The following is a 6,084-nucleotide window of genomic DNA, read 5'->3' on the forward strand; positions in this document are numbered from 1 at the left end:
TTTCATTTAAAATAAACATCATGGAAAATAGATCTGGTGGATGTGATGAAAAAAGTACGAAAGTGGTTTTTGCGTGCTCAGGTGCAGCCGATGTTGGTGAACTAACTGATTTGGTTGCAAGGAAGCTTCAAAAGAAGGGGAAAGCCCAAATGAAATGTCTCGCTTTTGTAGGAGCTGGGATTACTGAGATGATTGATTCCGTTCGGGGAGCAAAAATTTTGGTTATTGATGGTTGCTCAAAAGATTGTGGCAAATTGGTGATGTGTAAAAACGGAATCGCAGATTTTACGCATTTGCGTTTAACAGAATTAGGATACATCAAGGGCGAAACTCCTGCCGACACACACAATGTTGACGCTGTTTTTGAAGTGGCGTGTACTCTTCTGTAAGTACTAAATTTACTTAAAGGGGCACTGTTTTAGGGAAGGTCAGTCACGTCGCTTCCCTTGTTTTTGTTACCGAAAGTCTAAATTTAGTCGTTGCAAGTCTGAAGTGTTCCGTCGTAAGTCTAAGGTTTTCCGGCGTAAGTCTGAAGTGTTCCGCCATAAGTTTAAGGTTTTCCGCCATAAGTCTAAGGTTTTCCGCCGTCGGAAAACCTTATAAATGCTCAGGAAACAGATAAATGTGTTATTCCAAAGAAAAAAGGAGCACAAGCCGAATGGAATGTGCTCCCTTATTGGATGATTTCTAAATAGGTCTGCTATTTCCTGAATTGGCAGCTTTTTTTCTGCAGAAATATGCCGATCAGTACCATAAAGGAGAATGTGTTTTTGAAAAATCAGCAGTAAAGAAACTTTTGCAGTATTCATGGCCGGGAAATATTCGGGAATTTCAACACATTATCGAAAAATCAGTTATCTTATCCGATACAAAAAAAATATCTGCTGTTGATGTGTTACTTGGAGAGGAATTACAATTGCCGAAAAAAATATTGGATAGCCTCAATTTGTCTGATAACGAGAAGTTTTTAATTGAGAAAGCAATAAAGCACACGGGTGGAAATATGAGTCTTGCGGCAAAGGAGTTAGGGATAAACCGGTCTACATTATACGATAAAATTAAAAAGTATGATTTATAAAAGATTCTATGTTTGGATAGTTGTTCAAATCATTTTGTTATCGCTTACGCCTGTTTTGTTCTGGTTTGTATTTTCAAAAGAATATATGGTGGTAACTACCTATAGTCTTTTGGCTTTATGGATTTTACAAATTGTATATCTAATTTGGTATATCAATAAAACGAATCGTGATTTGTCCCGGTTTTTCACCGCTTTTCAATATCAGGATTCCACATTGGTATTTAATGAGCATAAAAAAGACAAAGCCTTCCAAAATCTTCATCAAAGCTTTAATAGCATTATCAACGCATTTGGGAAAGTGAAAATTGAAAAGGAAAAGGATTTTATATTCTTTCAAAATACGGTGGAGTTGGTCGGTATTGGATTGTTGGCGTTTGATCACAAGGGGAATGTTCGGTTGTGCAACAAGGCTTTTAAGGAACTCTTTCTGGTCGAAGAATTTCAGAATATTTCAGAATTGGGATGTATTGATCGTGAGTTTCCTGATTTTTTATTTCGGGTGAAGACGGGGACTCAAAAACTCAGGAAATATTTGGTGAAAAACCGGATTTTAAAATTGGCCGTTAAAGCAGTCGATTTTCGTTTGGAAGATGACTGCATCAAATTGATTGCTTTTCAGGATATAAAAAATGCAATTGACCAAGGAGAAATGGATGCAATGCATAAATTAATTCGTGTGTTCACACATGAAATTATGAATTCGGTGAGTCCTATTTCGATGTTGTCGGGGAGCTTAATCGATTTGTATGAGAAAAACGGAGATCAAACATGTAAGGAGTTGTTAAGCGAAGGAGCAATTTCCAATACATTAATGGGATTAAAAACCATTCGCAAAAGGAGCAAAGGTTTAATTGCTTTTGTTGATGAATACAAGAATTTAACACAGCTTCCGAAGCCTCATTTCGAATTACTCTCTGTTGAGAAATTGTTTTCACATATTGATGCTTTGTTTAAGGAAGAGTTTAAATCAGAAAATATTGAGTTTATGTACCATTTGCATGATTCGGAGCAAGAGTTAATTGCCGATGAAAAGCTAATTTCTCAAGTCCTGATTAATTTGATTCGCAATTCGATAGAAGCGCTCAAGAGCACCGAATCTAAGTCAATTTCTATTTCAACAGGCCAGGGAAATCCGGTTAATTTCATTATTGTAAGGGATAACGGCATGGGAATCCCCGACGATGTTATTGACACTATTTTTACGCCTTTTTTTACGACAAAGGAGAAAGGATCGGGGATAGGTTTAAATCTTTCCCGGCAAATTATGAGGTTGCACGGGGGAACAATATCAGCTCGTTCGAAACCAGATCGGTTAACGGAGTTTTCCCTTCAGTTTTAAGTAGACTGAGTTAGAAAATCTGAAATTTTATTGAAGAAAAAAAGCGGGAATTAACCCGCTATATTATTACGTCTCAATTCATCAAGGTCTATTCTGGATATTTTTTCGTCCAGCGTTTGAAGCAGCTCATTTAACTTGCTGCAAGGATACTCGGAACATTCCGCACATGTGTCGTATAATTTTTCCCGGGCGCAGGCTCGAACCTGACATTCTGCACAATGTCGAAATTTCTTTCCCCAAGGTTCCAGACATCCTTTACATGTTATTTCACAGGCATCGTATTGGTTTTCTTTATCTGACCAAAGCTCTGCAATCTTAATTCGAACATTTTCCTGTCCTTTCTGCGTAGCAACGTAAGCAGGACAGGTTGAACAGTTGATTCCACAGTAAGATATTCTTTCTTTCTCCTGAATTCTTCTCATCTTAACATTGGATTATTTATTCTTATTGTAATTTAATTTCAATTCTTTAATTACAGAATTATATCTTTAAATATAAGCAAAATACAAGTTTTTTTCAAGATGTTTTTGAGCTTATTGGTTATAAATTAGGTGATGATTTTTTTCCTGTTTTACTGAGAAAATAATATTTGGGTTCTCTTTTTTATGACAGCATTTAAGTTGATAAAGAACATTAAAAATCCCCGAAGAATTTTCTTCAGGGATATATCTTTTTTGTAGGTGATTTTATTTTTTTTGCTCTTCAATTTTGCAGGTATTAATGCCGAAAAGTCCGTAAGGGGGGCAACTGCCAATAAGACTGGTCAGAAACATTATTCCGGCAAATACCAATACAACTATTCCTATTGTTCCGGTAATCACATCTGTAAAATACAGAGTCGCTAAAATAAGTGCAATAATGACTCTTAGTATCCGATCTGTTTTCCCCATATTTTTTTTCATGATATTTGATTTTTTAGTTAACAATTTCAATTTCGGTTGTTGGTGCAATAAGTATAGGTTGTTTCTCAGCAAAAGTTTTAAACCGAGCCAAATTGGTTGAATCAATTTCCTGAAAAGTTTTGGTGAAAAATAAGAACAGCGACTTGGCAAATGGATTGGTTCCTTCAATAGAATACTTAGCAATTATTTTGGTGCCGTTATCTGATTTTTCGAATGTAAAATGATTGTATTTATGCATCCATCCTGCAGTAAAATCCATTTCAAGCGTTTCGTTTTCTTTGTAGCCGGTTAAGGTTTCAATTAATTCTACAATTTTACCATCATTGTCAACCATCATTTTGTATTTACTACCAACTTTATCTTCAGTTTCGGCAATTGATTCAAAACTTTTCACTTCAGTCAACCACTCCGAAAGTCGGTTGTGATCGTTGAATAATTGAAAAATCTCTTCTACCGGACGGTTAATTTCGGTTTCAAGTTGGTACTCTTGTTTGTTTAGAAAAAGACCAAGAGCAACAAAGGCAAGGAATACAATGAGGAGTAAAATACCCGACTTCTTAAGCGTTTTCATGTGTCTAAAATTGTTTAAAGTTGTCACATGGAACTTACCATGACCTAATAATCATGCTCTTGTGTGTCATGGACGTTTCATAAATTTATTTTTCGATGAATGATTTAAAATCTGCCATGCCTTTTTCGAAATCAGGACCAATCGCTTTGTCAATATTCATAAATACCATCATCAAGGTAGTTGGAAATGTATTGTTGCCTTTAAATCCCCAGGTAACTTCAGTTCCTTCAGCAACTTGCCTGATAGTAAAAAAGCCGGTACTGGTTGATTCAAAAGGCTTCAAAAAGCGAAGTTCTGTTTCGATATAAGAGGTGGGCTCTATTTTTGTAATTTCCTGTTCGCCTTCTCCAACTTCCTTATTACCAACCCAATGAGATATTGAACCAATTTCTCCATCAATTCCGTTGTATTCAATGGTCATATTTGGGTCTTTAGAACCCCAAGGTGACCATACTTGTTGGTCTTTAAGAGAGCAAAGACTTTTAAAAACCGTGTCGATATTAGCCGAAACAATAATTTTTCGTTCAACATGATAGGTTTTAGGAGCCATAAAATGAAGGATAGCTACAAGGAGTCCAATTCCAAGGAGAATGTAAAGCAAGATTTTCATAATGTAAATGTTTAGTTAGCAATTATTTATTTTATGTGGTAATACATTTACTAAAGATAAGAAATTTTCATTGGGAGAGATAAAAAAAGAGCCCCAAAAAAAAGGACTCTTTTGTTAATTATGATGTTGATTTATAAGAATATAATGCCTGCCTTTTTACTGGCATCTCTTAATTCATCAGGCCAGATACTTGATTGTACTTCTCCGATATGAGCTTTTCTTAACAGAAACATGCACAAGCGTGATTGTCCGATTCCTCCTCCAATTGAATATGGAAGTTTTCCTGCCAGTAGTTTTTTGTGAAACATGAGATCTTTTCTTTTTTCCTCACCGCTAATTTTTAATTGCAGCTTTAGAGCTTCTTCATCAACTCGTATTCCCATTGAAGAAATCTCGAACGATTGTTCAAGTACCGGATTCCAAAGCAAAATATCACCATTTAAACCATGATATCCGTTTGTGCTTGGTGTTGTCCAATCATCGTAGTCGGGAGCTCTTCCATCATGCGGTTCTCCGTTTGCAAGCTCACCTCCAATGCCAATAATAAATACTGCACCAAATTCTTTGGTAACCTGTCCTTCTCTTTCTTTTGGACTAAGATTTGGGTATTTCTTTAATAAATCTTCAGAATGAATAAATGTTATTTCTTCGGGTAAAAATGGCTTAAGAGGCGAATAGTATTCGCTTAGAATATATTCAGTTCTTTTAAGCGAAGCATAAATTTGCTTTACGGTTTTCTTTAAGAAAGTCAGACTGCGTTCGTCTTTTGCTATTGATTTTTCCCAATCCCATTGATCCACATAAATAGAGTGAATGTTGGTAAAAACTTCATCGGGGCGAAGAGCATTCATATCCGTGTAGATGCCTTTACCAACAGGAATATCAAGTTTTCCCAGCATAAAGCGTTTCCACTTCGCAAGAGAATGAACAACTTCTGCGGTTTGATCATCCAGTCCTTTAATTGGGAATGCAACAGGGCGTTCAATACCATTTAAATCATCATTAAGTCCTGTTCCTTTCATAACAATCATTGGAGCAGTTACTCTGCGTAGCTTTAATTCGGCTGCCAAGTGCAATTGAAATTGATCTTTAATAAATTTAATTGCTTTTTCGGTTGTTTCAAGATCCAATGTACTGTGGTAATCTTTTGGGATAAATAAGTTTTCCATTTGTTAAAAATTTTGATAGTGAGGATTTTCCTCTGGTTAAATTGATTCAAAAAAAGCCTTTCTCGTTGATGAGAAAGGCTGAAATATGCATAACAATATCCTTTCTCACCCTGGACGAGAATTATTATTGTTGTTATTATTTTTAAATTGTTTATCCATAATTTTGTAAAAAAAAAAGCCTTCCCGATTAGGGAAGGCTTGTAAATTGAATATTTTGATTAATTCTATAAGCTTCCCGGTTTCAATGAATAATTATTCATCAAATTATTGAAAAGATTATTGATATTAAATTTTTGGCTCATTTTTTTGTTATTTGTAATGGCTAAAGTAGGTGTTTTTTTTAAAGGAACAAAAAATGACTGATGTTTTTAAAGAAATAGGTTTTGTTTAATTATTGTAGGTTACGTCTTGTTAT

General features: G+C 35.2%; 8 protein-coding genes. 3 read left to right on the forward strand and 5 right to left on the reverse strand.

Annotation, left to right across the window (positions count from 1 at the left end; translation table 11 throughout):
- Positions 1-20 precede the first annotated feature (20 nt).
- The 3 genes from BZG01_RS20175 (at position 21) to BZG01_RS20185 (ending at position 2,417) form a co-directional block, all read left to right on the forward strand.
- Positions 21-389 (forward strand): putative zinc-binding protein, encoded by a 369-nt coding sequence (locus tag BZG01_RS20175; protein ID WP_101311651.1) that lies wholly within the window; start codon positions 21-23, stop codon positions 387-389.
- Positions 390-712: 323 nt separating this feature from the next.
- Positions 713-1,078 carry a helix-turn-helix domain-containing protein gene (locus BZG01_RS20180; protein ID WP_180327408.1) on the forward strand — a complete coding sequence of 122 codons (366 nt, stop codon included), beginning with the start codon at positions 713-715 and terminating at the stop codon, positions 1,076-1,078.
- Positions 1,068-2,417, forward strand: coding sequence for a sensor histidine kinase (locus BZG01_RS20185; protein WP_101311653.1), 1,350 nt, complete (start codon positions 1,068-1,070; stop codon positions 2,415-2,417). Before BZG01_RS20180 ends, BZG01_RS20185 begins: the two co-directional genes overlap by 11 nt.
- 50 nt (positions 2,418-2,467) lie before the next feature.
- On the opposite strand, the gene BZG01_RS20190 is transcribed toward BZG01_RS20185, so the two are convergent.
- The 5 genes from BZG01_RS20190 to asnA all read right to left on the reverse strand — a co-directional run bounded on the left by BZG01_RS20190 (position 2,468) and on the right by asnA (position 5,669).
- Positions 2,468-2,839, reverse strand: coding sequence for a DUF3795 domain-containing protein (locus tag BZG01_RS20190; protein WP_101311654.1), 372 nt, complete (start codon positions 2,837-2,839; stop codon positions 2,468-2,470).
- A gap of 264 nt (positions 2,840-3,103) precedes the next feature.
- Complete coding sequence (locus BZG01_RS20195; RefSeq protein ID WP_101311659.1) at positions 3,104-3,319, reverse strand: YgaP family membrane protein; 216 nt, start codon at positions 3,317-3,319, stop codon at positions 3,104-3,106.
- Between the two features lie 13 nt (positions 3,320-3,332).
- Positions 3,333-3,890, reverse strand: a complete 558-nt coding sequence (locus tag BZG01_RS20200) for an SRPBCC family protein (RefSeq protein ID WP_101311655.1) — start codon at positions 3,888-3,890, stop codon at positions 3,333-3,335.
- Between the two features lie 85 nt (positions 3,891-3,975).
- Positions 3,976-4,500: an SRPBCC family protein gene (locus tag BZG01_RS20205; RefSeq protein ID WP_101311656.1), complete on the reverse strand. Its 525-nt coding sequence runs from the start codon at positions 4,498-4,500 to the stop codon at positions 3,976-3,978.
- 131 nt (positions 4,501-4,631) lie between these two features.
- A complete protein-coding gene (asnA, locus tag BZG01_RS20210) occupies positions 4,632-5,669 on the reverse strand; it encodes an aspartate--ammonia ligase (RefSeq protein WP_101311657.1) in 1,038 nt (345 codons plus the stop codon).
- Positions 5,670-6,084: the final 415 nt, after the last annotated feature.

The organism is Labilibaculum manganireducens (assembly GCF_002843385.1).
In the GTDB taxonomy this organism is placed as follows: domain Bacteria; phylum Bacteroidota; class Bacteroidia; order Bacteroidales; family Marinifilaceae; genus Labilibaculum; species Labilibaculum manganireducens.